Genomic DNA, 25,422 nt, shown 5'->3' with positions numbered 1-25,422 from the left:
GCCATCAAGATAGCTGCCGGTCCTCGCACTATCCGACCGTCCCGGAGCATCCGCACGGCGGCGCCGGCGAGGTCCGAGGGGGATCGCATGCTGCTGAACGAGCTGGCCCGCACGAGCGGCACGAGCACGGCGAGCATCAAGTACTACCGGCGCCAGGGGCTGCTCCCGCCCGGCCGTCGGCTCACCGCGACACGCTTCGACTACGGACGCGAGCACCTCGAGCGCCTCGCTCTGATCCGCGCGCTGCGCGAGCTCGCCCATGCCCCGATCGAGGACATCCGGACGCTCACCACCGTGATCGACGAGGGTCGGCCCCTCGTGAAGGCCCTCGAGATCGCGCAGGCCATCGCGACGGGTCTGCCCGCCCGTCTGCACGAGGAGCCCCCGCCGGAGGGAGAGGACCCGCGCGTCGCGGAGCTGGTGGAGGCGATGGGCTGGGCGGACGTCGGCAGCGGCCCCCGGGTCGCCCTCGACCGGCTGCTCGGGACGATGGGCGCCGAGGGCGTCGCCTCGGACCTGCCGACCCTGCTGCGCTACGCCCGCCCGCTCGAAGAGATCGCCAGGGAGGACCTCGCGGGGATCCGCAGCGCCCCGCAGAGCACGCCCGGAGCAACGGCCGACGGGCACTCCCCCAGCACCGATGCGATCGTGCGCCAAGCGCTCATCGGCTCCCTCGCCTTCACCCAGCTGACGGTGGTGCTGCGGGCGCTCGCACATGCCTCCGTCAGCCTCGAGGTCGGGGCCGAGGAGGGGCAGACTGGTCCCCATGGCGCCCACCACTGATCCCACGTCCACCCTCCTGCAGTACCTGCGCGAGGCGCGGGAGTCCCTGCTCTGGAAGCTCGACGGCCTGAGCGAGCGGGACCTGCGCCTGCCCCGCACACCCACCGGCACCAACCTGCTGGGGCTGGTCAAGCACGTCGCGAACGTCGAGGCCGGCTACTTCTCCCTCGTCTCCCCCGAGCCGTACCCCCATCCGGAGGACCTGGTGCCGCCGGCCGCGGAGGAGACCGACCCGCTGGTCGACATGTACGCCTCCGCCGGCGAGAGCGCGCAGCTCGTGGTGGCCCGCTACCGGCGCGTGCAGACCTTCGTCGACGAGGTCGTCGAGGCCCTGCCGCTCGAGACCACGGCCGAGGTCCCCTGGTGGCCGCGCAGCCGCCGCACGATCTCCCTGCACCGGATCCTCGTGCACGTCACCGCAGAGGTCTCCCGGCACGCGGGCCACGCGGACATCCTGCGCGAGGGCATCGACGGGGCGGCCGGACTGCGCCGCGACAACTCGAACCTGCCGGCCGGCGAGGACTGGCCCGACTACAGGGCGCGGCTGGAGGCCATCGCCGATCGCTTCTGAGCATCCCGCCGCTGCGCATCCGGCCGCTCCGCGAGCGCCCGCTCGTAGGCGGAGCAGAGGCGGTGCAGCGCGGCCTCGAGCACGGACGTCGGGGTCGCGATGACGAGCCGGGCGAAGCCCTCCCCCTCGGGACCGAAGACGGCGCCCTCGTCGCAGTAGAGCATCGCCTCGCACGCGTGCAGCCGCGTCAGCTCCTCGTGGCAGAGCCCGAGCGCGCGCAGGTCGATCCACTGCAGGTAGGTGCCCTCGAGGTCGCACACGCGCACCGCAGGCAGGCGCTCGGCGAAGATCTCCCGCACCCGGCGGTGGTTGCGGGCGACCAGCTCGTTCACCGCGTCCAGCCACGGCCCGGCCCGCGTGTACGCGGCCTCGCAGGCCACGGCCCCCAGCACGTTGGGATTGTCGAAGCCGAGGTCGTCGCGGGCCTCGGTGAGGCGTGCGCGCAGCCCCGGGTCGGGGATGATCGCGTTGGCGATGCCGAGCCCGGCGAGGTTGAAGGACTTGCTGGGCGAGGTGAGGACGAGGGTGCGCTCGGCCAGCCGCGGGTCGATCGTCGGCGCGACCAGGTGCTCATGGCCCTCCTGCACCAGATCGGCGTGGATCTCGTCGCTGACCAGCAGCAGGTCGTTCTCCACGACGATCCGGGCGATCTCCTCGAGCTCCCATCGCTCCCACACGCGGCCGGTCGGGTTGTGCGGACTGCACAGCAGCAGCATCGTCGTCGTGGGGTCCTTCGCGAGCTGCTCGAGCTCGTCGAGGTCGAGGCGGAAGCGGCCCGCGCTCTCGACGAGCGGGTTGCGCACGATGCGCCGGCCGCTCGAGATGATCGACCGGTACATCGGGTAGTACGCGGGGGTCTGCACGATGATGCCGTCACCGGGTGCGGTGAGCTCGCGGATGGCCCAGGTGAAGGCGGGGATGACGCCCGGCGTCACGCGGATCCAGTCGGGGTCGACGTCCCAGCCGTGGCGTCGGCGCATCCAGCCGGTGACGGCGCCCAGGTAGTGGTCGGTGGGGACGGTGTAGCCCAGGACGAGACCGCGCGCGAGGGCGCCCTGGAGGGCGTCGATGATCTCGGGCGCATTGGCGAGGTCCAGGTCGGCGACGGAGAAGGGCGCGATGGGGGCGCCCGCCGTGTCGCGACATCGCTCCAGGTCGACGTCGGCCGTGCGCGCCGCCTCGCCCATCGCCGTCCACTTGGAGGAGCCCATGGACGTGCGGTCGACGAGGGTGTCGAGGTCGTACGCGGTCATGGTTCCTCCTGGTGCGCGGTGCGGGCGGGTGTGCGGACGGTGGGGCGGGTCAGGCGGCGGCGACCACGGTGACCTCGATGAGCGCGCCCTTGGGCAGCGCGGCGACGGCGTAGGCCATGCGCGAGGGGTACGGCTCGGTGAAGAAGGTCCCGTACTCCTCGTTGACGGCCGCGAAGTCCTCGATGGAGTCGAGCAGGACGGTGACCTGCAGTGCCTTCTCGAGCCCGGAGCCGGCGGCCTCGAGGATCGCGCCGGCGTTGGTGAGCGCGCGGCGGGTCTGCTCGCGGACGCCGCCCTCGACGATCTCGCCGGTGGCGGGGTCCAGCGGGATCTGCCCGGAGACGAAGATCGTGTCGCCATGGCGGACGGCCTGCGAGTAGGGGCCGATGGCGGAGGGGGCCTGGTCGGTGCTGATGGCCTGGGTCATGGGTGCTCTCCTCGGTGGGTGGTGGGGCTGTGGGACGGGTCAGTGCCGCAGGTCGATGCCGAAGACGCGGCGGATCTGGGCGACGGCGTGACGGGTGAAGCGGACGTCGGACGGGGTGCTCGCGAAGGGCACGAAGAGGCCCGGATGGTCGGGGTGGGCGACGCGCCCGTGTCCGGCGCCGGGGGTGACGACGAACCCTGCCTTCTCCATGCGCGCGAGCAGCTCGCGGCGGGTGGTGGGGTGGCGGGTGCCACGGCCGCCGCGGGCCGACCTGCCGGAGGCCTCGATCGCGGCGTCCAGCGCGTCCTCGTACTCCTCGGGTCGCACGGAGAGCGCGTAGCGGGAGGTGAACAGGCCGATCACGGCGTTCTCGGCACGGTGCACCTGCACCACGAGGTCACCGCGCAGGAAGTGGTCGCTGGTGCCGGCGTCGGCGCTCCACGACTCCTCCGGGTCGGCCACGGTGTGCACGATGGTCTCGGTGGGGACGTCGGTGACGCCGACGGTGCGTATCGCGCCCTCGTCGATCGTGAGCGGGCGCAGGTTCGGGCGCGGGTCCTCGGGGACGAGGGAGTGGACGGCCTCGGCAGGCGGCGCCTGCGCGGGGCGCGGGAGCTCGACGGTCCGGGCGCGTCGGTGCGCGGGCAGGCGGTCACCGGCCGACGGGTCCTGCGGCGTCGCCGTGCCGTGCGTCCGGTGCTGCCCCGGGCGCTCTTCCTCGCTCCCACCTCGGGTTTCGCCCTGGTCCGGGGCTCGTCGCCCGGTGGCGGTCCAGTCGACGGGCCGCACGCGCGCAGCGGGCGCGGGACGTCCCCGCAGCGCGGCCGGCGAGGGCACGGCGGGTCGCGCGGACGGCGCGGCGGGGCGCGGCGTGCGGGGCTCCTGCGTGCTCATCGCGCCTCCTTCCGCCTCGTGCGTGATGCTCGCGGGTGCTGCTCGTGCGTGTCGCCTCCGGCGACCGCGCCAGTCTCTCGCACGGTCGGTCCGTGCGCCTCTCATGTGTCCTCGTGAGTCGGGCACCGCTCCGGTAGCGTGGACTCGGCCCACGGCTCCGTGAGTCCCCTCAGCCCCGTCGGCCCCCACCCCCACTTCGAAGGAGACCGCAGTGCAGCGCTTCCCTCACCGCCTCGCCGCCGCCCGTCGCCCCGTGTCCCTCGCGTGCGCGCTCGGTGCGGCCCTGGTGCTCGCCGCGGGCTGCAGCGGCGGGGACGGAGCGTCCGACGGAGCCGACTCCGGCGCGGCGCAGTCCGACGGCGGCGGCTCGTCCGAGGCCTCCGGCGCCGGAGCCTCCGACGGCGGCGCCGCGTCCGACGGCGGGTCGAGCGGCTCGACCGGCGACTCCTCGGCATCGGCCGAGCCGATCGCCGTGACGCCGCCGGAGCAGAAGCCCGAGCTGACGGACGCGTGCACCGGTGAGGGTGCGTTCCTGGTGAAGGGCGAGAAGCCCAACGACCCGGCGCTGCCCCAGCGCGACGACCTCACGCTGAAGGTCTCGCTCGAGGACCTCACGGACGACGACGGCGCGGACCTCGTCGCGGACATCGACGGCACGCAGAGGCCGATCGAGACCGCGCACGTGGGCGACACCATCTCCGTGGACCAGTGGACGCTGTCGGTGACGAGCGTCTGCAAGGACTCCGTCGAGTTCGACCTCATCGACTGAGCGGCCGGCATCCGCCGAAGCGCTCGACGACCTGCGATGATCCCTCTCCCATGACGACGCCCCGTCCCTTCGACCTCGCGGCGATCGGCGCCGGTCTGCCCGTCGCCGACGCGCGCGAGGAGCTCGCCGACGCCGCGACGACCGGTGCGCTCGTGGTCACGGCGCCCCCAGGCACCGGCAAGACCACCTTCGTGCCGCCGCTCGTGGCGGACCTCGTGCCCGGCCGCATCCTGGTCACCCAGCCGCGGCGCGTCGCCGTGCGCGCCGCCGCGCGTCGGATCGCGCAGCTCGACGGCTCGCGCCTCGGCGAGCGCGTGGGCCTCACCGTGCGCGGGGAGAGGCACGTCGGCCCGCAGACGCGTCTCGAGGTCCTCACCCCGGGCGTCCTGCTGCGCCGGCTGCTCGCGGATCCCGAGCTCGAGGGCGTGGACGCGGTGATCCTCGACGAGGTGCACGAGCGCTCGCTCGACGGCGATCTGCTGCTGGGCATGCTCGCCGAGGTGCGGGCTCTGCGGGAGGATCTCACGGTGGTCGCGATGTCGGCGACGCTCGATGCCGCGCAGGTCGCGGACCTGCTGGGCGGGGCGCGCGTGGTCGACGTCCCCGCTCCCCTGCACCCGCTGCGCATCGCGCACGAGCCCGGCAGCGCCCCTCGGCTCGACGCCCGCGGCGTGACCCGGGAGTTCCTGGACCATCTCGCGCGCATCACCATCGAGCACCGGGCCGAGGAGGACTGCGACGCCCTCGTGTTCGTGCCCGGCGCCCGGGAGGTCGACGAGCTGGTGCGCAGGATCCGCTCGCGCGCCCCCGATCTCGAGGTGCTGCCTCTGCACGGCCGTCTGCCCGCGCGCGAGCAGGACCGGGCCACGCGCGGGCGGGCACCGGAAGAGGCAGGGACCGACACCCCACCACCGGGACACGACCTGCCGGGCCGCGTCGTCGTCTCCACCGCTCTCGCCGAGAGCTCCCTGACGGTGCCCGGCGTGCGCCTCGTGATCGACGCGGGGCTCTCCCGGGAGGTCCGACGGGACCGGGCGCGCGACATGACGGGCCTGGTCACCGTGAGCGCATCACGCGCGAGCGCGAACCAGCGGGCGGGCCGAGCTGCCCGCCAGGGACCGGGCCTCGCGGTGCGCGCCTACTCGGCGACGGACGACGCGCGGATGCCTGCGATCTCCCCGCCCGAGATCGCCTCGGCGGACCTCACGGACGCGGCCCTGCTGGTCGCGGCGTGGGGGTCGCCGTGGGCGGCGCCGGGCGAACCCGGGACGGGGACGGGGGCCGATCCCACCCTGCTCCCCGGTCTGCCGCTGCTCACTCCCCCGCCCGGGGCCTCCGCGGCGCGGGCCGTCGAGGTGCTCGCGGGCCTGGGGCTCATCGACGCCGACGGCAGGGCGAACGCGCTGGGCAGGCGGGTCGCCCGCCTGCCCGTCGGCGTGCGGGAGGCGCGCGCCCTGCTCGAGGGCGCCGAACGCCTCGCCGCACCCGAGGCCGTCGCGGAGGTGATCGCCGCGATCTCCGACGACCATCGCGCGCCCGACGCGGACCTGCCGCGTCTGCTGCGCGATCTGCGCGCGGGCCGCGCACCGGGCGCGGACCGCTGGCGGCGCGAGGTCACCCGCCTGCGCCGGATCGCCGAGGGCGCGCAGGCGAGGAACGACACCGCCCCGTCGCCCGCCGGCGCCTCGGGCCTCCCGCACGACCTCCCGGGTCAGGTCCTCGCGCTCGCGCGGCCCGAGCGGATCGCACGCCTCACCGCGACCGGAGCACGCAGCTACCTGCTCGCCGGCGGCACGCGCGCCGCCCTGCCGGAGGGCTCCGGCCTCAGCGGCAGCGACTGGCTCGCGATCGCAGAGGTGCAGCGGGCCGACGGGCGCGCCGCGGACGGGACGGGCGCCGTCATCCGCTCCGCCGCCCCGCTCGAGGAGGACTCGGCGCTCGAGCTCGCCGGCCCGCTGCTGCGCGCGACGCGCCGGGCACGGCTCGAGGGCGGGAAGGTCTCGGTGCGCGAGGAGCGCGCACTGGGCGCGATCGTGCTGCGCGCGACGCCGGTGGCCGCCACGGCGGACGACGTCGGCCCCGCCCGCGCCGCCCACCTCCGGGAGCATGGTCTCGATGCTCTGACCTGGAATGCTCCCGCACGGAGCCTGCGCTCTCGGCTCGCCCTGATCCATCGTGAGCTCGGCGATCCGTGGCCGGCGATGGACGACGCCTCGCTGCTCGCCTCCCTCGAGACCTGGCTGCTGCCGGACCTGCTGCGACTGCGTCCGGACGCCCCGCTCTCCCGCCTCGACCTCACCACCGCGCTGCGGCGCCTGCTGCCCTGGCCGGAGGCCGCGCGGCTGGACCAGCTCGCCCCGGAACGGCTCGCGGTGCCGTCGGGTTCGACCGCCCGGATCGACTATCCCGACGCGTCGGCCGCGACGGGATCATCGGATTCGACCGCGGCGGACGGATCGGGAAGGCCCGTGGTCGCGGTGAAGCTGCAGGAGCTCTTCGGCCTCGCCGAGACGCCGCGCCTGGTCGACGGACGCGTGCCCGTGCTCTTCCACCTGCTCTCCCCCGCGCGCAGGCCGCTCGCCGTCACCGACGACCTGCGCTCCTTCTGGGACGGCCCCTACCAGGAGGTCCGCAAGGAGATGCGCGGGCGCTACCCCAAGCATCCCTGGCCCGAGGACCCCTGGACCGCTCCCGCCACGGCCCGGACCGCGCGGCGCCAGGAAGGGCGTCACTGAACTTCGACAGCTCTCTGCCGTGAACCGTCGCCGACCCGAGGAGGCAACCCATGGACCAAGCCGAGGATGATCCGATGGACCTCGAACGATGCGTATTCCACCTGCGCACATCCGCGAACGCCGAGGCGACGGAACTCATCCCGCTCAGCGTGCTCCGCGAGCGGGACCACGCTGCCTTCTCGGAGGCGATCGCGAAGTACGGCGACACCCCGGAACGGCGGCGTCTGCCGAAAACACGCATCCCTCGGACGGATGCGACCTGGATCGATGTGGTCTTCATGAGTCCGATCCGGCCGCACGCCATCTGGGAGGCATGGCGGGAGCTCACCGGAACAGCACTGGCACCGCAGGAATTCTGGGCCGTGCCCATCGACGATCTCCCGGACGCAGTGGTCCTCGATCGCTTCGTCAGCTCCACGGGAGATGCGATCCACGAGAGCGAGGTGACCGCGTTCACGCGGGAGGGATACAGCTCCTCAGCAATCACGACGCCCGGGAACCGGGCGTGGCTCGAGGACCTGGCTCGCCGCAAGCGCGGCGGTGCCTGGTTCCATCGCACTCCCCATGTGCTGTCCCTCGGATCGGTACCTCTGGACAGGGCTCGGATCGTCCAATGGCAGGACGCCTGATCACTGCAATGCCCGATGCCTGCGACTCCTTGTGCCAGTCGTCGGCTGGCTGGCCCGGGAAACGCCCGGTCTCTGTCTAGAACGGCTCCCCGGCCGCGTAGATGTCCGCGAGGGCATCGATCTCGATCGTCTCGCCGGTGCGCAGGGTGATCCGCGGGATCTGGCCCAGGGAGAGGGCGAGCGTGAGCGGCACGTCGACGTCGTTCCCCCGGCCGTCGTCGGTGCGCCCGCGCCCGTGGCAGACGCCGCAGCCGAGCAGTCCGACGGCGAGCGCGCGCCGGGCATCGAAGGCGAGGCGCGCGCGGATGTCGTCCTCTCCGTCGGGACCGCCCTCGGCGCGGCAGGGCAGCAGCTCGTCGACCCCGGTCAGCGGGCACATGCCGGGCCACCTGGTGGCGCGCGCGGGCAGTGCCTGCAGGTGCGGCACCCGCGGATCCGTGCCGGTGGGGAGCACGTCGAGGACGCCGTCGTGCACGTGGACGACCGCGACCTGTCCGGTCTCGCGGGCCGCGGCGCGCGCGATCTCCACGAGGTCCACGTCCTCATCGGTCCGGGCGGTCCCGACGACGTCGGCCTCCCGCATGATCGCCACCGCCGGCTCGAACCAGGTGCGGTCCGAGGCGATCAGGGCCCCGGAGCCCGTGATCACTCCCGGACCCCAGACGGCCTGGAGGACCTGCTGCGTGCGCAGCCATTTGCGATCGTCCCGCTCCACCGGCTCCGGGCCGGCCCCGTCGGGCTCCTCCCCGGGTGCCGCCGGGTCCCCCGGGTCGATCGCCGACGGGGGCTCGAAGGGATCCTCAGGATCGACGGGCTCCGGGCCCTCCGGCGCGGGCGCATCGATCGCGAGGATGGAGCCGTCCTCGAGCTCCTCGACGGTGGGGATGACGGGGGCCGATGTCGGGATCACGGGGCCCAGCGCCGGGATCAGGACGACCTCGCCGGGGAGCGCGAAGTCCTCGCGTGCGCGTTCGGTCGAGATCACGCGGCCCACGTCGGCGCCGACGCCCGTCGACGCGGACGGATCCTGTGCGCGCGCCGATCCCGCCGACCCGCACGCGGAGTCCGTGAGCGGCACGTCGGCCCGGGGGCCGACGGTCTCCGGGGCGGCGGACCTCGGATCCGCGGTGACGGACACGCGGCCGACCCCGGCGATCTCGAACGAGAGCCTCTGCGTGCGCCAGGTCTGCGCGACATCGGTGACGGGCCTGCACTCGGTGTCCGTCGTGCTTCCTCCCTGCATCATGGTCCTTCCGCTCCACCCCGGGACGGTCCCCCGACCGCCCGCCGCGAACCTAGCAAGGTCCCGTCCGCCCCGGGCGCGGACGGACCGCATCCGCCCCGGGGAGCCGTACACTTCACAGCGTGCAGTGCCACCACTTCGATGCGGGCACCTGCCGCTCCTGCACCCTGATCCCCGTCCCGCACGACGAGCAGATCGCGCGTGCCCGGGCCCGGTATCAGGAGCTGCTGGCCCCTTTCGCCGCCGATCCCACCGCTCCCGGCGCGATCTGGCTGCCGCCCGTGCGCAGCGCCGACTCCGGCTTCCGGGCGACCGCGAAGATGGTCGCGACCGGCACTGCCGCCGATCCGGTGCTGGGTCTGCTCTCCGCCCCCGGGCAGGCGCCGGGAGGCCCGGGCGTCGACCTCGTGGACTGTCCGCTGTATCCGGAGGGCGTCGAGGAGCTGCTCGAGGACGTGCGCGCCCTCGTGCGGCGCGCCCAGGTCCCTCCCTACGACGTGCCCCGACGTCGGGGCGAGCTCAAGAACGTGCTGGTCACCGTCTCGCCCGACGGCGAGTTCATGCTGCGGCTCGTGCTGCGCAGCGAGAGGCCGCTGCCCAGGGTCCGCGAGCACCTCCCCCGGCTGCTCGAGAGCCAGCCGCTGCTGCGCGTGGTCAGCGCGAACATCCATCCCGAGCACAAGGCCGTCCTCGACGGCCCCACCGAGATCCACCTCGCCGGCGACGCCGCGCTGCGGATGCGCATGGCAGGGCGGGCGGAAGGGGCCGCGGCGGCGCCCGAGCCGGGACGTGCGATCACGCTGCAGGTGCGTCCGCGCTCGTTCGTGCAGACCAACTCCTCGGTCGCCGCGCAGCTCTATGCGCAGGTGGGAGCATGGATCGACGAGATCGACCCCACGAGCGTGTGGGACCTGTACTGCGGTGTCGGGGGCTTCGCCCTGCACTGCGCGCAGGACGCCGACGCTCCGGAACCGCGCGAGGTGATCGGGGTCGAGATCTCCCCCGAGGCGATCGACTCCGCCCGCGCGGCCGCCGCCGAGGCGCACCTGGACGCGGTCTTCCATGCGGACGACGCGACCGCCTGGGCGATCCGCGAGGCGGAGGCCTCCGGGCCGCCGCAGGCCGTGATCGTGAATCCGCCCCGCCGCGGCATCGGCGAGCGCCTCGCCGGCTTCCTCGAGCACTCGGGCGTGCTCGACGTCGTCTACTCGAGCTGCAATCCGAGCACCCTCGCGACGGACCTCGCGGCCATGCCCTCCTACCGGATCGCCGCCGCGCGGCTGGTGGACATGTTCCCCCACACCGCGCACGACGAGGTGCTCGTGCGGCTGCGCCGGATCGCCTGAGCGCGACTCGGACCCGGAACCTCGGGGACTCGGAGAGAGGTGCATGCTTCCGCGACGCGTGGAACAGTGGGCGGTGAGCACAGCACCGCGATGCCCGTCGAGGAGGTCGAGCGCCATGGATACAGCAGCCGCAGCAGGACCCGAGGACCCGCGGGGCCCGGGCGATCCGGAGGAAGCGACGAGCCCGCGCACCGTCGCCGGGGTCGAGGCCTCGCCCCCGCCGCAGGACGGCCCGCTCCCCCTGCTCGCAGCGCTCTTCGCCGAGCAGATGGCGCGCCAGCGGATCGCCGACGACGGCGGCGTCCATCACGGCGCCATGCCCGACGTCCTCCTCGACCCCGCCCACGTGCAGGGTCCCTTGATGGCCGAGCTCGACCGCATGTCGATCGAGATCCCGCGCATGGAGGCGTGGGGGACGTTCCACGGCATCGAGGCGATCGACGGCGGCTTCGCCGTCCTGCTCGACGACGACAGGGTCGAGATCCCCTCCGACATGCGCCTGCACGTCACCGAGCGCGCCTACCGCCAGGCAGGCGGCGCCGACGTCCGTCAGTACCCGCCCGAGGAGATCGAGCGCCGGCGCACCGAGGCCGATCCCATGGCCATCCTCTTCGAGGCGAGGGACGACGCGGCCCCGGACCGCGACGACTCCGAGGGCCCCGATGACGAGGCTCCTGCCCCGTAGGATCGCCGGGTGAGCATCCCCGACGACCTCCCTGCTTCCGACCCCGCCGTGCGCATCCACGTGCTGTCGCTGGGCGGGACGATCTTCATGACCGGCGCGGACGGCGAGGGGGCCGCACCTGGCGCGGGAGGCGCGGACGTCGTCGCGGAGGGTCTGCCCGCAGGCGTCGAGGTCACGCACGAGGAGGTCGCGAACATCGGTTCGCCGTCCGTGCGGCCCGGTCACTTGCGCGCCGTGCTCGAGCGAGCCCGGGCCGCGGTCGACGCGGGCGCACGCGGGGCGGTCCTCACGCACGGCACCGACACCCTCGAGGAGTCCGCCTTCGTGCTCGACGCGCTCTGGGACCGCGACGCCCCGCTCGTGCTCACCGGCGCCATGCGCCCGTCGGACGCGCCGGGCGCCGACGGGCCCGCGAACGTGCGCGATGCGATCCGTGCGGCGGCCGCGCCCGAGCTGCGCGGCCTCGGCGTGCTCGCGGTCTTCGACGGCGCAGCACATCTGGGCGCCCGCGTGCGCAAGCTGTCCTCCCGGTCCGTGAGCGCCTTCGGCTCCGTGCCCGCGGGCGCCCTCGCGATCATCGACGACGCGGCGCGGCTGCTGCAGCGACCCGCGGCGGGAGAGATGCACGCCGCCGATCGGCCGCTCGTGCGCCTGCTCGGCCGTCCCCAGCTCCCCGACCCGCTCCCCCGCGTCCCCGTGATCTCCCTGGGCATCGGCGACGAGGGCGAGATCCTCGACGGCCTGCCGGTCGGCTCGATCGCCGGCCTCGTCGTGGACGGCGCGGGCATGGGGCACGTGCCCGCGGGCGCTATGCCCCGGCTGCGGCGGCTCGTCGAGCTGGGCGTCCCCGTGGTCGTCGCGACCCGGATCCCCGACGGCGGCACCTCGACCCACCACTACTCCTACCCGGGCAGCGAGGTCGATCTGCTCGCGAGCGGCTGCCTGATGGCGGGCGTGCTCCCGGCCCACAAGGCGCGCCTGCTGCTGCAGCTCGCGCTCGCCCGCCGTCTGTCCGCAGCCGGCATCGGCGAGGCGTTCGCACTGTTCGCCTCCTGACGTGCCCGCGTGTCTCGTCCGCCGTTCCCCGGCTCACCCCGCCCTGCCGCTCGTCGTGCGAGGGTGGGAGACTGGCCCCATACGCCACACCTGGGTGGGCCATTCGATGCGGTATCGGCCCGACGCCGCCCCGCCCGGGACGCGATCTGGAGGAGGCACCCCATGGCACTGCCCGCCGACCCGGCACCGGAGCTGCAGGAGTACGCGCACCCCGAGAAGCTCGTGACCACCGCGTGGCTCGCCGATCACCTGGGCGAGGACGGCCTGGTGGTCGTGGAGTCCGACGAGGACGTCCTGCTGTACGACACCGGACACATCCCGGGGTCCGTGAAGATCGACTGGCACCTGGACCTCAACGACCCGGTGACCCGCGACTACGTGGACGGCGAGGGGTTCGCCGCGCTCATGAGCCGCGCCGGCATCACCCCGGACACGACCGTCGTCGTCTACGGCGACAAATCGAACTGGTGGGCCGCCTACGCCCTGTGGGTCTTCGAGCTCTTCGGCCACGCGGACGTGCGCCTGCTCGACGGCGGCCGCGCCCTCTGGCAGTCCGAGGGCCGCGAGCTGACCCGCGAGGTCCCGCAGCCCGCGGCGACCGAGTACCCGGTGCTCGAGCGCCACGACGAGGCCTCCCGCGCCTTCCGCGACGACGTGCTCGCCTTCCTGGGCGGCCAGCTCGTGGACGTGCGCTCCCCCCAGGAGTACACCGGCGAGCGCCTGCACATGCCCGATTTCCCGCAGGAGGGCGCCGTGCGCGGCGGTCACATCCCCGGCGCGAGCTCCGTGCCGTGGTCGAAGGCCGCCCGCGAGGACGGCCGCTTCAAGCCGCGCGCCGAGCTCGAGTCCGTCTACCTGCAGGAGCAGGGCCTGGACCCCGCCGCGCCCGTCATCGCCTACTGCCGCATCGGCGAGCGCTCGAGCCACTCGTGGTTCGCGCTGAAGTACCTGCTGGGCTTCGCCGACGTGAAGAACTACGACGGCTCGTGGACCGAGTGGGGCAACAGCGTGCGCGTCCCGATCGTCACCGGTTCCGAAGCGGGCGAGGTGCCCGCCCGATGACGGCCGCCCCCGGCGACACGACCGCCCCCGGCGACCCCGGCGGCCAGGGCGCGAGCGCGCCCCTCCCGGAGGCGTTCACGGAGATCGTCGACGACTTCCACGCGGTCTCCGGCAATGATCGCGTGCAGATGCTGCTCGAGTTCGCCGACGGCCTCCCCGAGCTGCCCGAGCGCTACCGCGACCATCCCGAGCTGCTCGAGCCGGTGCCCGAGTGCCAGTCCCCGATCTTCGTCATCACGGAGGTCGACGGACAGGGCGAGGACGCCCCGGCGCGCCTGTTCTTCTCGGCCCCGCCCGAGGCCCCGACGACGCGCGGCTTCGCGGGCATCCTCGCCGCGGGTCTCGAAGGACTCACCGTCGGCCAGATCCGAGCGGTCCCGGCCGACGCCACCGAGAACCTGGGGCTCGCCGAGGTCGTGAGCCCGCTGCGCCTGCGCGGCATGGCCGGGATGCTGGGCCGCATCAAGCGCCAGCTCGGCGAGAAGGCCGGCCTGCAGTAGTCGTCCCCAGTCGTCCCCGAGCGGCGGCGGATGCCTGATCCGTCCGTTCTTGTCCGGACACAGCGAGCGGCCCGCGCCGACACACGTCGGCGCGGGCCGCTGCACATCGACACCTCGGACCCCCACCCGAGGCGTCTGGTACCAGGCCGTGCCTGTACGACTGGGAACTATAGGTTTCCGGATGGGCGATCCACCAGTGGCGCAGACCACTGCGCGGGTGATGCCGCAGGTCACCCCACGTTCATAACTTTTGAGTACGGCCCGCGGGACGTCCGACGGGGCGCGTCCGGGCGCTCGTCGGCGCGCACGTCCGCGTTCCTCCTGGTCGTCCCGGCCCCTCGCGAGGGCCGCCGGTGCCGCTCCCGGTCCAGCCCGCGACGACGCGGCCCCCGTCGGCCGCGACCCTGCGAGACTCGCACCATGTCCGATCACCTCTCCCCCGCCCGCCCATCCGCGCCGGAGCCCGCTGGAGCGCCCCGGCCCGCGCCCTCGTCAGCACCGGCGCCCGCGCCGACGCCCGAGGGCCCGTGGTCCCGTGCGGTGAGCGCCGCCGGCCTGCTGCGCGACGGCGAGGTGCGGCCGACGATCTTCGCGCACATGTCGGCACTCGCCGCGGCGCACGGCGCGATGAACCTGGGCCAGGGCTTCCCCGACACCGATCCCCCGGAGGTCGTCGCCGAGTCCGCGGTGGCGGCGATCCGGGAGGGGCTGAACCAGTACCCGCCGGGCGCCGGGATCCCCGCCCTGCGGGAGGCGATCGCCGCCCACCAGGAGCGCTTCTACGGGCTGCGCTGGGATCCGACGAGCGAGGTGCTCGTGACGGCGGGCGCGACCGAGGCGCTCGCCGCGTCGCTCCTCGCGCTCGTGCGCCCGGGCGACGAGGTGCTCACGCTCGCCCCGTTCTACGACGCCTATGCGGCCGTGATCGCCCTGGCGGGCGGTGTGCACCGCACCGTGCCGATCCGCCGCGAGACCGTCGAGGACGCCGGGGCGGACGAGGCCGACGGGGCGCGGGTGCGCCTGCACGTGGACCCCGAGGAGCTGCGGGCGGCGATCACCGACCGCACGCGCGTGGTGCTCGTGAACTCCCCGCACAATCCCACGGGCATGGTGCTGGACGCCCGGACGCTGCAGGTCGTCGTCGACGCCGCCGCGGAGCACGACGCGTTCGTGCTCACCGACGAGGTCTACGAGCACCTCGTCTTCGAGGGCGAGCACGTGCCCGTCGCATCCCTGCCCGGTGCGCGGGAGCGCACGATCTCCGTGGGCTCGGCAGGCAAGACGCTGTCCGTGACGGGCTGGAAGATCGGCTGGGTGACGGCGCCGGCACCGATCCTCGAGGCGGTCACCGGCGTCAAGCAGTGGCTCACGTACGCCTCGGGCACGCCCTTCCAGGGAGCGGTCGCGCGCGGCCTCGCCATGGCCGACGAGGACTTCGCGGCGATCGCCGAGGACCTGCGCGAGCGCCGCGACCTGCTGGTCGCGGCGCTCGATCGGATCGGGCTGCCCCTCGTCGTCGCGGAGTCCGGCTACTTCGTGCTCGCCGATCTCGCGCCGCTGGGGGCGCACGACGCCGCCGAGCTCTGCGACCGTCTGCCCGAGAAGGCCGGGGTGGCCGCGATCCCCGTCAGCGCGTTCCTGCCCGAGGGCGAGGCCGGGGACTGGCGCAGCTGGGCGCGCCTGGCGTTCTGCAAGGACCGCACGACGCTCGAGGAGGCCGGGCGGCGCCTGGCCGCATGGGCCGAGGGCGTCCGCGCGGGCTGAGCAGGCACCGCGCGGACCACCCCGCGCCCCGACGTCACTTGCCGGCGACGAACGCCGGGTCGGTGTCGAAGTCGACGAGTCCGGACACCTTGAAGGTGCCGTCTCCCTTGTCGGAATCGGGAACCAGGAACGGCATGTCGTACGTGACCGAGGCGCCGTCGTAGATCTGCTCGGCGTCGAGGTAGTCGTGCTCGGTCGTGGCGTACGTGTACTCGTACCCCTTGCCGTCCGCGCTCACGTAGGAGACGGCGGCGTCGAAGTTCGCGGCCGCGCTGCCGTCGCCGTGGTACGTGATCGTCACGGGGACCAGGATGTACTTCTGGCCGTTCGGCGCCTTCTCGTTGTACTGGTCGGCCTTCGCGATGGCCTCGTCGGCGTCGAAGTTCGCCTTCCCGAGCTTCACGTCGACCTGCCCGCCGTCGATCGCCTCCACCGTGACCGTGCTGCCCGCGGGCAGCGGGTCGGTGCGGGTCCCGCGCTCGGTGGAGGAGCCGCCGCCGGCCTCGTCGGACGCGGTCGCGTCCTCGCTGGACTCGTCGGACTCGCTGGGCTCCTCGGAGGCGGCGGTCTCCTCGGGCTCGGTCGTCTGCTCCTGCGTGGCGGGGCCCGACGTCGGCTCCGGATCGTCGCCGCCCGCCAGTGCGAACACCGCGATGATCGCGATGACGGCGAGCAGCGCGAGGATCGCGCAGCCGCCGCACCCGATGAACCACCACTTCTTCGAGCCGCCTCCGCTTCCCTGCTGCTGGATGCTCGAGAAGCCGTCGCCGCCCCCGCCGTATGCGGGCGCGCTCGAGGCGCCCGTGGCCGCGCCATAGGGATTCGCGGAGGCCGACGAGCCGGGGCTCGTGGGCGGCGCCGGATACCCTCCGCCTGCCGCGCCGTAGTCGGGGTTCGCCGAGCCGTAGCCGCCAAAGCCGGAGTTCTGGGCGCCGTAGCCGGAGTTCGCATCGCCATAGTTCGAGCCCTGGCCGCCGTAGCCCGAGGTCTGAGCGTCGTAGCCGGAGTTCGGTTCGCCATAGCCCGCGCCCTGGCCGCCGTAACCGGTGCTCTGATCGCCGTAGCCGGTATTCGCCGAGCCGTACGCGCCGTCGGCCGGACCATAGGCACCGTCGGCCGAGCCGAAGTCCTGTCCATAGCCCTGATGCCCGTCGGGCGGGCCCGCGGCGCCGTCGGCCGAGCCGTCGCCCTGCGGGGCGGAGCCCCATCCGTTCTGACCGGGATTCTGCGGTGGTTGCGTCATCGTGTCGCGCGGCGCCGTACGGCCCCGCCCCTCCTCTCAGCACCTGTGCCGACGAGGTCCACGGCACTCTGAGAGGCCATTGTGCCCCAGCGCACACAGAGGCGGGAGCCCGATACGCCGCTCGGCGCCGCCCCGTGCGGAGCGGCGCCGAGCGTCATCGGCTCCCGGGACCGCCAGCTCCCGGAACGGCCGGCGGCGGCCGGGTGCCCTCAGCGGGTGAAGCGGTCCCCGTGGAAGGGTGCGCCCACGACCTCGCGGCTCACGCCGGTCTGGTCGAGGTACGGGGTGAGCCCGCCGCGGTGGCGCGGATAGCCCGCGCCGAGGATCAGCGCCAGGTCGATCTGCTCGGGACGCTCGACGACGCCCTCCTCGAGCATCAGCCCGCTCTCCTCGGCGAGCCCGCGCAGGACGCGGTCCAGGAGGGCATCGCCGACGGCGGCCGAGCCGCCCTCCGAGGTCCCGTCGGAGAAGGCTGCCCGCAGCGCGTCGGAGACCTGAGGATGGACCTCCGAGCGGTCGCGCACCGTGCCCGCCTCGCCGGACTCCAGGAGCCGCGTGAGGCCCGTGGAGATCGGGAAGCGCTCGGTGCCCAGCTGCTCGCCGAGGACCTTGCCGACGTGGTCGGCGACGCCGATGCCCACGAGGTCGAGCAGCTCGAAGGGTCGCATCGGCAGGCCGAAGGGGTCCAGGGAGGCGTCGACGGCGGCGAGGTCGGCGCCCTGGTCGGCCGAGCGCAGCACCTCGCTGAGCACGCGGAACAGCAGACGGTTGACGATGAACCCGGGGGCGTCGGCGCTCTCGACGGCGAACTTGCCGCAGCGGCGCACGACCTCGTGACCGGTCGCGAGGACCGCGGGGTCGGTGCGCTCGGTGCGCACGACCTCGACGAGCGGCATCTTCGCGACGGGGTTGAAGAAGTGCAGGCCGACGACGCGCTCGGGATGGGCGAGGTCCTCGCTCATCGCGGCCACCGACAGCGAGGAGGTGTTCGTGACCAGCAGGGCCGACGGGTCGAGGACGCCCTCGAGCTCTCCCAGCACGCTCTTCTTGACCGCGAGGACCTCGGGCACGGCCTCGAGCACGAGGTCGCAGTCGGCGAGGTCGGCGACGTCGGCGGTCGCGCTCAGCAGCTCGGAGACGGCGCGGGCGGACTGCTCGTCGAGCTTCCCGCGGGAGGCTGCCTGGGCGATCACGTCGCGGGCGTGCGCGAGGCCCTTCTGGGCGATGTCCTCGTCGAGGTCGCGCAGGGTGACGGGCACCTGCAGGCCGAGGGCGAGCTGCGCGGCGATCTGGGAGGCCATGAGGCCGGCTCCGGCCACGCCCACACGGCGGATCTCGCGGGCGCCCTCGACCGGGCGGCGTCCGGGCTTGCCGCGGCGCAGCAGCTCGGCCGCGTACAGCGACCCGGCGGCGGCGTCGGAGTCGGCGAGGCCGACGATGGCCTCGCGCTCCGCGTCCAGGGACTGCTCGAGGCTCGATCCGGGCAGGGCCTCGAGGATGCCGAGGGTGCGCTTCAGCGAGGGCGCGCCCGCGGCCTCCATGCGCGCGGCCCATTCGCGACGGGTCTCGGCGGGGCTGTGCGGGGAGTCCAGCGCGTCGAGCAGCGAGCGGGCGCGCTCGGATCCCGCGGCGGGGATCGGGTCGGGGCGGGCCGACGGGTCGATGCCGCCGTCGGCGATGCGGCCGGCGAGATGGTCGAGGGCCGCGTCGAGATCCTCGACGAGCGCCTCGACGATGCCGAGCTCGTGGGCGGCGGAGGCGCTGAGCTGCTTGTCGCGGGCGGGGTCCTCGAGGATCACGCGGACGGCGTCGGCCGGGTCGATGACGGACTGCAGAAGGGTGGTGCCGCCCCACCCGGGCAGGATCCCGAGGCTCGTCTCTGGCAGGCCGAGGCCGCGGACCTTGGGGCCGGCGGTGCGGACGTCGGCCATGAGCGCGACCTCGAGGCCGCCGCCGAGGGCCGCGCCGTTGAGGTGGGCGAGCACGGGGACCGCGGCCCGGCGCATACGGACCTGCAGGTCGTGGGCGCGGCGGGTCATGGGGTCGATGGCCTCGCGACCGGCGGGGTCGGCGAACATCGAGAGATCGGCGCCGGCGAGGAAGACTCTGTCCGTGCCGGTGAGCGCGATCGCCTGGATCTCGCCGGCCTCGGCGCGCGCGAGAGCCTCCGTGAGGGCGGCCTCGACGTTCTCGAGCGACTGCGGTCCGAGCGTCGCGGGGCGGGTCTCGCCCTCCGGCGGGGCGAAGGTGAGGACGGCGAGAGTGCCGATCCCCTCGTGCTCGCGGTCCTCGACGAGGACGCGGGTGACGTGCTCGGTGTACGCGGAGGCGCTGCCGGAGTTCTCGGTCGTGGGGGCCATGGCCAGCCTTTCGGGGTGTGCTCGTCGTCGAGGCGCCGTACGTCATCGAGGCGCTGATTCCTGATACCGACGGTTTCAGGTACAGCATGCCGCAGGCGGGGCGGGAGTGTCCAACGACGCGGGGGACGACGACGGGGAGCGCCGCAGGTGCGGCGCTCCCCGTCGGGCCGAGGGCCGGATGCTCAGGCCCGGACGGTGAGCTCCAGGTCCCCGCGCAGCGAGAAGGCCCCCGCGCTGATCGTGACGTCGCCGGTCACGGTCGCGGGCTCGGCATCGGCCGGCGCCGTGATGCGCAGGCGGACGGTCCGGCTGCGGCCCGGGGACAGGGCCGGCACGTGCACGCTCTCGGCGCTCCACCCGTCGGGCAGGTCCGCCGTGACGCGGGAGGCGGGCAGTGCGCGCTCCTCGTCGTTGCGCAGCGTCACGGTGACCTCGACGTCGCCGCCCGCCGCGACCGTCGCGGAGGTGTCGGGGACGTGCAGGCGGAAGGGATTCAGCCAGTCGCGGTCGAAGCGGCCGAAGACGATCGTGTTCGCCCCCTCGCCCTCGAAGAGCACGCCGAAGGTGCCGTCCCCGAGCGCCGCGAGCTGTGAGTACGCGTGGTCCCCCGCCTGGTAGGTCTTCTTCACCGGCCAGGTCTCGCCGTCGTCGTAGGAATAGCGCACGGTGCCGTCGACGCGCGCGGTCGCGCTGTCCGAGTTCGAGAACAGCAGCTCCTTCGCGGCGCTCGAACCGGCCGGCGCTCCCGGATCCATGGCGATGATCGAGGCGTTGTTGTGCGGGTCCGTGAGCGTCGCGTCGAGAACGGGCTCGGACCAGGTCTCCCCGCCGTCGTGGGAGAGGGCGACATAGCGCGCCGCGGCTCCGCTGTGGACGCGCGAGTTCAGCATCAGCGTGCCGTCGCTGAGCTCGACGACCTTGTTCTCGTCCATGTCGACGCCCGTCGGCTCCCCCATCCGCCAGGTCTCGCCGTGATCGTCGGAGAACACGGAGTAGGCGCGGAACGATTCGTCGCGCCACTGCCCGATGTACTGCTGGACGAGGCGGCCGCGATGCTTCCCGCGGGTGATCTGGATGCCGGCGCCGCTGGTGGCGAACATGCCGCGGACGTCGTCGGGCTTGGTGACCTCGGTCAGGCGCCGTGAGGTCCAGGTGCGGCCGTCGTCCTTCGAGACCGAGACGGTGGAGCTGAGGACCGCGCGGTCGGCGTCGTCGTTCCCGTACCCGCTGTCGAAGAAGCCGGCGTCCTTGGAGAAGACGTGGAAGTTGAACAGGGCGCCGGTGATGCGGTCGTAGACGTAGCTCGGGTCGGAGAACCCGATCGTGTCCTCGCCGTCGTGGCCCCGCTCGATGACCGTCTGCTCCTTCCAGGTGCTTCCGCCGTCGCGCGATCGGCGCTGGAGGATCGAGTTGGGGCCGGGGGCGTCGATACCGGTGGGACGGCCGTCGTAGGAGGCGAGGACGTCACCGTTCTCGAGCTGCACGAGCGCGGTGATCCGGTAGTTCGGGAAATCCCCGTCGCCTCCGGCGGCGAGGGTCTTCGTGAGGAGGCGACCGCCGGTGCTGCCGCCGTGGCCATGGCCGTGTCCGTGACCGTGTCCGTGGCCGCCACCGTGGCCGTGGCCCGCGCCCGTGGGCGCTGCGTGAGCTGCCGCGGGGACGGCGAGGAGAGAGAGAAGGGTGCCGGCACCGGCGCCGAGCACAGTGCGGCGATGAGGTCCGTCAGTGCGGGGAGAAGACGTCACGGGAGCTCCTTCGTTCCTGTCCGCCGGCGGCGCGGGCAGTCAGCTCGCTGGGACCCACCAGGGGACGTCTGATGTCCGACCTTAGGGGAGGTCCGGCAGCACCACAAGGAGGGAGTGCCCGCTGGCGGCGTCTCGGAGTGCCGCCCACCCGCGCGTACGCTGGAGGGGAGACCTCGCGCAGGAGGTGCGCCATGTCTTCCGGGTACAGCCCCGTCGTCCCCCATCCGCGTCCCGTGCCCTGGGGATGGACTCTCGCGGAGGCGCTGCTGGGCGCCGGCGCCGCGGCGACCATGCTCGACCTGTTCCCCCTGGGCCTGCTCGCGCGCACCGTCGCGTGCGGCGCGCTGGTGATCGCGCTCGTGCTCATCGACGGCTTCACGCGGATGCTCCGCGCAGGCTCCGGGCTGGAGCGGTCGATGCGTCAACTGGTGATCGGCGGTCTCACCCTGCTGGTGATCGTGCTCGCCGTGACGGCGACGCCGCTGACGGCCCCCGCGCCCGTGCGCTGGGGGCTCGTCACCGCGGTCGCCGTCGGCCTGTTCCTCGAGCTGCAGTGGGACAAGCGCGTGCAGGTGGAGCGGGCGCGAGCGGTCGCCGCCCAGGTCGCCGCGCAGCAGAAGTGAGCGGCGCAGCGGCCGCGCGGACCTCTCAGGCCGACTGCTCCGACCACGGCTGGGACGTGGGCTCCGACTCGCCGCGGAACTCGTGGCGGCAGATCACGGTCGTGCACTGCGCGTGATGGACCACCGCGTGCGCGGTGGACCCGAAGAGGCGGCCGTGGCGGCCCTGGTAGCCGAGCACGAGCATGCCGACCTCGGCCGAGGCGCGCAGGAGCCCGTCGGGCACGCTGCTCCCCTCCTCGACCTGGGCGGTGACGGCCAGATCGGGTGCCGACGCATGCGCCCGTGCGGTCGCCTCGTCGAGGATCCGCTCGGCGCCGTCGCCCTCGACGACATGTCCGTCGACCGTGCCGCGCACGTGCAGCAGGGTGAGGCCCTCGCCGAGGGCACGGGCGAGGCGGACGCCGGTGTCGACCGCCTCGAGGCTCGCCTCCGACCCGTCGACGCCGACGAGGACGGGCCCGTGCGGCGCCTCGGCCTCGCGCACCACGATCACGGGGCAGCCGGCGTGGGTGATCAGGCCGAGGCTCACCGAGCCCAGCAGCATGCCGAGGAAGCCGCCGAGGCCGCGGTTGCCGACGACCATCAGCAGAGCGGTCTGCGAGGCCGTCTCGAGGACCGCGCGGGGGTTGCCGGTGATCAGCTCCGTGCGCACCTCCACGCCGGGCGCGGTCTCCTCGGCGATGCCCGCGGCCTCTCTCAGCAGCTGCTCGGCGACGTTGCGATGGCCGGAGCCGGAGACGCCCTTCACCGGTCCCAGATCCTTGGTGACCAGCGGGAAGATCCAGGCGTGGATGATGGCGAGCGGCTTCTTCCCGGACTTCGCCAGCCGCGCCGCCCAGCGCAGGGCCATGGCCGACTGATCAGAGCCGTCGTACCCGACGATGATGGTGTCGCTGAAGTCCATGGCGTCCCTCCTGAGGGGTGCGATCGGCGTTCCCGGTCGGCGGTGATCCGGGCGTGCCACGAGCCTAGCGGCGAGGATGCGGAGGCGGGAGGGGCGCGGGCCCGGAAGTCCGTCCGTCCCGCGCGCCCGCCGCACGCGTTCTCCCTTCGTCACACCCGCGCGCAGGGCCTGTCGCCTCCCGCCCTCGCGGATCTACCGTGAAGACCCGTCCCCCACCTGCTTCTGGAGATCGCCCCGCCGATGGTCACGCTCGCCGACACCGCCTCCGCCGCCACGGACGACTCCGTGCTGGACTCCCCCGCCTGGTCCGCGCTCACCGGCGCGCACGCGCACTTCGCGATCGGCAACGACCTGGTGCTGCGATACCCACGGGACGTCTCGCCCTTCGTCGGCGTGAAGGACTGGGAGGACCCGGGCGTGTGGGACGCGATCCTCGACGTGTTCGGGCACGACGCCGTGGTCAGCGTCTCCCACGCCGATCCGACGCTGCCCGAGGGCTGGAGCTGGGAGCACCGCATCGACGGCGTGCAGCTCACCCAGACCCCCGCTCTGCGGACCCGCCCCGATGAGGAAGCGGTCGTGCTCGGGGCCGACGACGCACCGGAGATGCTCGCCCTCGTCGAGCGCAACCAGCCCGGCCCGTTCCTGCCGCGCACCCATGAGCTGGGGCGCTACGTGGGCATCCGGCGCGAGGGGCGGCTGGTGGCCATGGCCGGGGAGCGCCTGCACCCCGACGGCTGGACCGAGATCAGCGCCGTGGCCGTGGACGCCGACCAGCGCCGACAGGGCCTCGCCTCGCGCCTCGTGCTCGACGTCGCCCACGCCATCCAGCAGCGCGGCGACCGCGCCCTGCTGCACACGGGCGCCGAGAACACCGGTGCGATCGCCGCCTACGAGAAGCTCGGCTTCGCCCTGCGCCGCACCCTGATCTTCGGCGCTGTCCGCAGCCTATGAGTCGTGCGCTCCACTGCGCACGTGTGCGCGATGACATGAACACGGTGCTGCGCGACGCCGGGGCGGTCATGGCCCGCCTGCTCAGCTGACGCGGCTCGCCCGGGCCAGGATCCGTTGAGATCGTCGGCCTCCTGACCGGGACGCCGCCGACGCCCGGTCATACGGTCAGCGGGAACCAAGAGAAATCCGAGGCAACGTTAAAAGTGGTCACGAGAATATCCCGATGACCCGAATGCGACGTTGGCCCTACACGTTCGCCGTGGCGCTCTCTCTGCTCATCGGAGCAGCCGCCGTGGTCTCGTCCCTCTACCTCGGCCTCCCTCTGCGGGACCCCGACGGCTTTCTCGGCCCCTCGTATATCCGCCTGCCTCTGCTGGCTCTCGGGTTCATCGGCGGCGGGCTCATCCTGGAGGCGGCGAGACGGAGCGGGGTGCGGCGCCTTCCCGCCGCAATCGTCGACGTCGCCAAGAAGGAATGGAACGTCCACCGTCTGCTGTGCATCGGCACGGGACTGCTGAGCTTCTATGTCTGCTATGTCGCCTACCGCAACCTCAAGAGCATGCTGCCGGTGTACCGCCGCGGCACTCTCTTCGACCGGCAGCTGCTCCACATCGACTCCTCGCTCACCGAGGGCCACAACCCGGCAGTGATGCTGCACCATCTGCTCGGGACCGACATCGCTGCGAACTTCCTCTCGGTCGCCTACCTGGCCTATCTCCCGCTCGTCCCGATCAGCCTCGGCGCGTTCCTCGTGCTCAGTCGCACGCCTTCCACCGGCGCCTGGTATGCCACGACCCTGTGTCTCAATTGGGTTCTCGGCACCGTCAGCTACTACATCCTGCCGTCGGTCGGCCCGGCGTTCAGCGATCCCGGGGCCTACCGGACACTGCCCGACACCGGAGTCAGCCAGCTCCAGGACTCCCTCTTCGCCACGCGCCTCGACTACCTCAGCGACCCTGTCGGCAGCGACTCCATCCAGGGTGTCGCCGCGTTCGCGTCGCTCCACGTCTCCGTCACCTTCGCCGCAGCGCTGTTCATGAGGCGCACGAACCAGAAGGCACCCCTCCGAGTGACCGCCTGGATCTTCTTCGGCGTGACGACAGTCGCGACCATCTACTTCGGCTGGCACTACATCCTCGACGACATCTCGGGCATGGCCATCGGCTGGGCCTCGGTGACGCTGGCCGCGTGGGCCACCGGTCAACACCGGGCACGACAACGCCCGGTCGGCCTCCCCACCGACGCCGATCTCGGCACCAGCGCCCTTGCTCCCGGTGGCTCACGGCCAGGTCTCGGCACCATGCACCCGCGCTTGTCCGAGGAACAGCTCCGCCATCGACCCGCTCGACGTCGGCCGTCCGACCGGCCCGACACCACCCGCCCCTCACGACGGCCGACCTCCGTGCACCTCGAACGACCCGCTCCTGAACCCTCCTTGCACAACTGCCGGGGACGAATCATCGGCGCCTAGGAGCAAGAATCTCCGCGACGCTCACCGGTGTCTCCAGACCGTTGGGGCGCGGGTCCGGTGAATGGCCGACCTCGTTGCGATCGACAGTGGCTCGAGTCGACCGGTGCGGTCGACGAGTTCGTCGAGGATGCTGAACTTGTCGGCATAGTCGGTGTCTTTGCAGGCGAGGGCGTTCTTCTCCTTGTCGCTTCGCCGTTGCTTCATTGTCAGCTCCATGAGAATCACCCGCACTCGTCCTTGATGCCCGGCAGCCGGGGCCGCGCCGGTGGCAGAGGTCTTCTGCCAGGTCACCGCGGCTGGTTGCGGCCTCATCACCTTCCTCCTTCAGCCGACAGGTGCGTTCCGCACACGATCGGGTCTGGCGCGGCCCGATGTGAGGTGCACGGAGGGAGAGGATGACGGCGA

23 protein-coding genes are annotated in these 25,422 nt (G+C 73.2%); 14 read left to right on the top strand and 9 right to left on the bottom strand.

What is annotated here, in order from left to right; all coding sequences use genetic code 11:
- Nucleotides 1-87 precede the first annotated feature (87 nt).
- A complete protein-coding gene (locus M4486_RS15965; RefSeq protein WP_249478269.1) occupies nt 88-783 on the top strand; it encodes a MerR family transcriptional regulator in 696 nt (231 codons plus the stop codon).
- Nucleotides 767-1,354, top strand: a complete 588-nt coding sequence (locus M4486_RS15960) for a DinB family protein (protein WP_249478268.1) — start codon at nt 767-769, stop codon at nt 1,352-1,354. Before M4486_RS15965 ends, M4486_RS15960 begins: the two co-directional genes overlap by 17 nt.
- Here M4486_RS15960 and M4486_RS15955 read toward each other — a convergent pair.
- Genes M4486_RS15955 through M4486_RS15945 form a run of 3 tightly spaced genes read right to left on the bottom strand, consistent with a single transcriptional unit; the run spans nt 1,315 to nt 3,928 of the window.
- A complete protein-coding gene (locus M4486_RS15955; protein ID WP_249478267.1) occupies nt 1,315-2,607 on the bottom strand; it encodes a MalY/PatB family protein in 1,293 nt (430 codons plus the stop codon). The genes M4486_RS15960 and M4486_RS15955 overlap by 40 nt on opposite strands.
- A 49-nt stretch (nt 2,608-2,656) precedes the next feature.
- A complete protein-coding gene (locus M4486_RS15950; RefSeq protein ID WP_249478266.1) occupies nt 2,657-3,034 on the bottom strand; it encodes a RidA family protein in 378 nt (125 codons plus the stop codon).
- A gap of 39 nt (nt 3,035-3,073) precedes the next feature.
- Complete coding sequence (locus M4486_RS15945) at nt 3,074-3,928, bottom strand: type II toxin-antitoxin system HicA family toxin (RefSeq protein ID WP_249478265.1); 855 nt, start codon at nt 3,926-3,928, stop codon at nt 3,074-3,076.
- A 211-nt stretch (nt 3,929-4,139) separates the two neighbouring features.
- Between M4486_RS15945 and M4486_RS15940 the strand changes: the two genes are divergently transcribed.
- Genes M4486_RS15940 through M4486_RS15930 form a run of 3 tightly spaced genes read left to right on the top strand, consistent with a single transcriptional unit; the run spans nt 4,140 to nt 8,061 of the window.
- Nucleotides 4,140-4,697, top strand: coding sequence for a hypothetical protein (locus M4486_RS15940; protein ID WP_249478264.1), 558 nt, complete (start codon nt 4,140-4,142; stop codon nt 4,695-4,697).
- A 50-nt stretch (nt 4,698-4,747) separates the two neighbouring features.
- On the top strand, nt 4,748-7,432 hold the full coding sequence (hrpB, locus tag M4486_RS15935; RefSeq protein ID WP_249478263.1) for an ATP-dependent helicase HrpB: 2,685 nt from the start codon (nt 4,748-4,750) through the stop codon (nt 7,430-7,432).
- 50 nt (nt 7,433-7,482) lie between these two features.
- Nucleotides 7,483-8,061 carry a hypothetical protein gene (locus tag M4486_RS15930; protein WP_249478262.1) on the top strand — a complete coding sequence of 193 codons (579 nt, stop codon included), beginning with the start codon at nt 7,483-7,485 and terminating at the stop codon, nt 8,059-8,061.
- Nucleotides 8,062-8,137: 76 nt separating this feature from the next.
- Here M4486_RS15930 and M4486_RS15925 read toward each other — a convergent pair whose 3' ends face one another.
- Nucleotides 8,138-9,307 (bottom strand): hypothetical protein, encoded by a 1,170-nt coding sequence (locus tag M4486_RS15925; protein ID WP_249478261.1) that lies wholly within the window; start codon nt 9,305-9,307, stop codon nt 8,138-8,140.
- A gap of 119 nt (nt 9,308-9,426) precedes the next feature.
- Between M4486_RS15925 and M4486_RS15920 the strand changes: the two genes are divergently transcribed.
- From M4486_RS15920 to M4486_RS15895, 6 genes are all read left to right on the top strand, one after another.
- Nucleotides 9,427-10,650 carry a methyltransferase domain-containing protein gene (locus tag M4486_RS15920; RefSeq protein WP_249478260.1) on the top strand — a complete coding sequence of 408 codons (1,224 nt, stop codon included), beginning with the start codon at nt 9,427-9,429 and terminating at the stop codon, nt 10,648-10,650.
- Nucleotides 10,651-10,765: 115 nt separating this feature from the next.
- On the top strand, nt 10,766-11,335 hold the full coding sequence (locus M4486_RS15915; protein ID WP_249478259.1) for a hypothetical protein: 570 nt from the start codon (nt 10,766-10,768) through the stop codon (nt 11,333-11,335).
- A 9-nt stretch (nt 11,336-11,344) separates the two neighbouring features.
- Entirely contained in the window at nt 11,345-12,391 is a 1,047-nt protein-coding gene (locus tag M4486_RS15910) for an asparaginase (RefSeq protein ID WP_249478258.1), read from the top strand.
- 162 nt (nt 12,392-12,553) lie between these two features.
- A complete protein-coding gene (locus tag M4486_RS15905) occupies nt 12,554-13,453 on the top strand; it encodes a sulfurtransferase (protein WP_249478257.1) in 900 nt (299 codons plus the stop codon).
- Nucleotides 13,450-13,953, top strand: coding sequence for a SufE family protein (locus M4486_RS15900; RefSeq protein ID WP_249478256.1), 504 nt, complete (start codon nt 13,450-13,452; stop codon nt 13,951-13,953). The genes M4486_RS15905 and M4486_RS15900 overlap by 4 nt, the downstream gene beginning before the upstream one ends.
- A gap of 420 nt (nt 13,954-14,373) precedes the next feature.
- Complete coding sequence (locus tag M4486_RS15895; protein ID WP_249478255.1) at nt 14,374-15,717, top strand: aminotransferase class I/II-fold pyridoxal phosphate-dependent enzyme; 1,344 nt, start codon at nt 14,374-14,376, stop codon at nt 15,715-15,717.
- A gap of 34 nt (nt 15,718-15,751) precedes the next feature.
- On the opposite strand, the gene M4486_RS15890 is transcribed toward M4486_RS15895, so the two are convergent.
- The 3 genes from M4486_RS15890 to M4486_RS15880 form a co-directional block, all read right to left on the bottom strand.
- Nucleotides 15,752-16,960: a hypothetical protein gene (locus M4486_RS15890; protein ID WP_249478254.1), complete on the bottom strand. Its 1,209-nt coding sequence runs from the start codon at nt 16,958-16,960 to the stop codon at nt 15,752-15,754.
- A 209-nt stretch (nt 16,961-17,169) separates the two neighbouring features.
- The gene (locus M4486_RS15885) at nt 17,170-19,320 is read right to left on the bottom strand and encodes a 3-hydroxyacyl-CoA dehydrogenase NAD-binding domain-containing protein (protein WP_249478253.1); all 2,151 of its coding nucleotides are present in this window, start codon (nt 19,318-19,320) and stop codon (nt 17,170-17,172) included.
- 182 nt (nt 19,321-19,502) lie between these two features.
- Nucleotides 19,503-21,065: an exo-alpha-sialidase gene (locus M4486_RS15880; RefSeq protein ID WP_249478252.1), complete on the bottom strand. Its 1,563-nt coding sequence runs from the start codon at nt 21,063-21,065 to the stop codon at nt 19,503-19,505.
- A gap of 191 nt (nt 21,066-21,256) precedes the next feature.
- Here M4486_RS15880 and M4486_RS15875 point away from each other — a divergent pair, with 191 nt between their 5' ends.
- Nucleotides 21,257-21,688: a hypothetical protein gene (locus M4486_RS15875; RefSeq protein WP_249478251.1), complete on the top strand. Its 432-nt coding sequence runs from the start codon at nt 21,257-21,259 to the stop codon at nt 21,686-21,688.
- A 25-nt stretch (nt 21,689-21,713) separates the two neighbouring features.
- On the opposite strand, the gene M4486_RS15870 is transcribed toward M4486_RS15875, so the two are convergent.
- Complete coding sequence (locus tag M4486_RS15870) at nt 21,714-22,592, bottom strand: universal stress protein (protein WP_249478250.1); 879 nt, start codon at nt 22,590-22,592, stop codon at nt 21,714-21,716.
- A gap of 240 nt (nt 22,593-22,832) precedes the next feature.
- Here M4486_RS15870 and M4486_RS15865 point away from each other — a divergent pair, with 240 nt between their 5' ends.
- Together M4486_RS15865 and M4486_RS15860 are read left to right on the top strand one after the other, a co-directional pair.
- Nucleotides 22,833-23,546 (top strand): GNAT family N-acetyltransferase, encoded by a 714-nt coding sequence (locus M4486_RS15865; protein ID WP_249478249.1) that lies wholly within the window; start codon nt 22,833-22,835, stop codon nt 23,544-23,546.
- A 223-nt stretch (nt 23,547-23,769) separates the two neighbouring features.
- A complete protein-coding gene (locus tag M4486_RS15860; RefSeq protein ID WP_249478248.1) occupies nt 23,770-25,017 on the top strand; it encodes a phosphatase PAP2 family protein in 1,248 nt (415 codons plus the stop codon).
- A 21-nt stretch (nt 25,018-25,038) separates the two neighbouring features.
- Here M4486_RS15860 and M4486_RS15855 read toward each other — a convergent pair whose 3' ends face one another.
- The gene (locus tag M4486_RS15855) at nt 25,039-25,308 is read right to left on the bottom strand and encodes a hypothetical protein (RefSeq protein WP_249478247.1); all 270 of its coding nucleotides are present in this window, start codon (nt 25,306-25,308) and stop codon (nt 25,039-25,041) included.
- Nucleotides 25,309-25,422 lie beyond the last annotated feature (114 nt).

Source organism: Brachybacterium kimchii (assembly GCF_023373525.1).
GTDB lineage: Bacteria > Actinomycetota > Actinomycetes > Actinomycetales > Dermabacteraceae > Brachybacterium > Brachybacterium kimchii.
The sequence above is the reverse complement of the archived record's forward strand: the minus strand, read 5'-3'. Positions and strand labels throughout refer to the sequence as shown.

Coding starts and splice junctions, on each gene's coding strand:
- M4486_RS15965 (WP_249478269.1), top strand. CDS start 88: ATGCTGCTGAACGAGCTGGCCCGCACGAGCGGCACGAGCACGGCGAGC.
- M4486_RS15960 (WP_249478268.1), top strand. CDS start 767: ATGGCGCCCACCACTGATCCCACGTCCACCCTCCTGCAGTACCTGCGC.
- M4486_RS15955 (WP_249478267.1), bottom strand. CDS start 2,607: ATGACCGCGTACGACCTCGACACCCTCGTCGACCGCACGTCCATGGGC.
- M4486_RS15950 (WP_249478266.1), bottom strand. CDS start 3,034: ATGACCCAGGCCATCAGCACCGACCAGGCCCCCTCCGCCATCGGCCCC.
- M4486_RS15945 (WP_249478265.1), bottom strand. CDS start 3,928: ATGAGCACGCAGGAGCCCCGCACGCCGCGCCCCGCCGCGCCGTCCGCG.
- hrpB (WP_249478263.1), top strand. CDS start 4,748: ATGACGACGCCCCGTCCCTTCGACCTCGCGGCGATCGGCGCCGGTCTG.
- M4486_RS15930 (WP_249478262.1), top strand. CDS start 7,483: ATGGACCAAGCCGAGGATGATCCGATGGACCTCGAACGATGCGTATTC.
- M4486_RS15925 (WP_249478261.1), bottom strand. CDS start 9,307: ATGATGCAGGGAGGAAGCACGACGGACACCGAGTGCAGGCCCGTCACC.
- M4486_RS15915 (WP_249478259.1), top strand. CDS start 10,766: ATGGATACAGCAGCCGCAGCAGGACCCGAGGACCCGCGGGGCCCGGGC.
- M4486_RS15905 (WP_249478257.1), top strand. CDS start 12,554: ATGGCACTGCCCGCCGACCCGGCACCGGAGCTGCAGGAGTACGCGCAC.
- M4486_RS15900 (WP_249478256.1), top strand. CDS start 13,450: ATGACGGCCGCCCCCGGCGACACGACCGCCCCCGGCGACCCCGGCGGC.
- M4486_RS15895 (WP_249478255.1), top strand. CDS start 14,374: ATGTCCGATCACCTCTCCCCCGCCCGCCCATCCGCGCCGGAGCCCGCT.
- M4486_RS15890 (WP_249478254.1), bottom strand. CDS start 16,960: ATGACGCAACCACCGCAGAATCCCGGTCAGAACGGATGGGGCTCCGCC.
- M4486_RS15885 (WP_249478253.1), bottom strand. CDS start 19,320: ATGGCCCCCACGACCGAGAACTCCGGCAGCGCCTCCGCGTACACCGAG.
- M4486_RS15875 (WP_249478251.1), top strand. CDS start 21,257: ATGTCTTCCGGGTACAGCCCCGTCGTCCCCCATCCGCGTCCCGTGCCC.
- M4486_RS15870 (WP_249478250.1), bottom strand. CDS start 22,592: ATGGACTTCAGCGACACCATCATCGTCGGGTACGACGGCTCTGATCAG.
- M4486_RS15865 (WP_249478249.1), top strand. CDS start 22,833: ATGGTCACGCTCGCCGACACCGCCTCCGCCGCCACGGACGACTCCGTG.
- M4486_RS15860 (WP_249478248.1), top strand. CDS start 23,770: ATGACCCGAATGCGACGTTGGCCCTACACGTTCGCCGTGGCGCTCTCT.